General features: G+C 45.3%; 1 protein-coding gene. It reads left to right on the forward strand.

Annotated elements, in window-relative coordinates:
- Window positions 1-85 precede the first annotated feature (85 nt).
- Window positions 86-298: hypothetical protein (locus tag EXE42_RS19605; protein ID WP_206750721.1), on the forward strand; the 213-nt coding region annotated here is incomplete at its 3' end.

The following is a 298-nucleotide window of genomic DNA, read 5'->3' on the forward strand; positions in this document are numbered from 1 at the left end:
TGACCGCCTCATCCTTCGACCTTATTTTAACACCGCCTTATAGATAGACGGAACGTTTATCCTACCCTCATAAGAATAGTGCGGCATGAACGTTCGGAAGTTCGTTTATAAACATACCTTCCCCCTTCACCACTGGGTTGTCAGGAATGATATGTTCGATTACTATGAGGATATCAAGAAATTCGAACGGAAGGACCGAAGAGCAATTCGCAATTTCCAGCGCGAACGGGTACAAAAAATGGTCGAATACGCTCGCGAGAACACAGAACATTACGCGAAGTCGCTGTCTGATGTTGAC

The organism is Halorubrum sp. SP3, assembly GCF_005435195.1.
GTDB classification, from domain to species: Archaea; Halobacteriota; Halobacteria; order Halobacteriales; family Haloferacaceae; genus Halorubrum; species Halorubrum sodomense.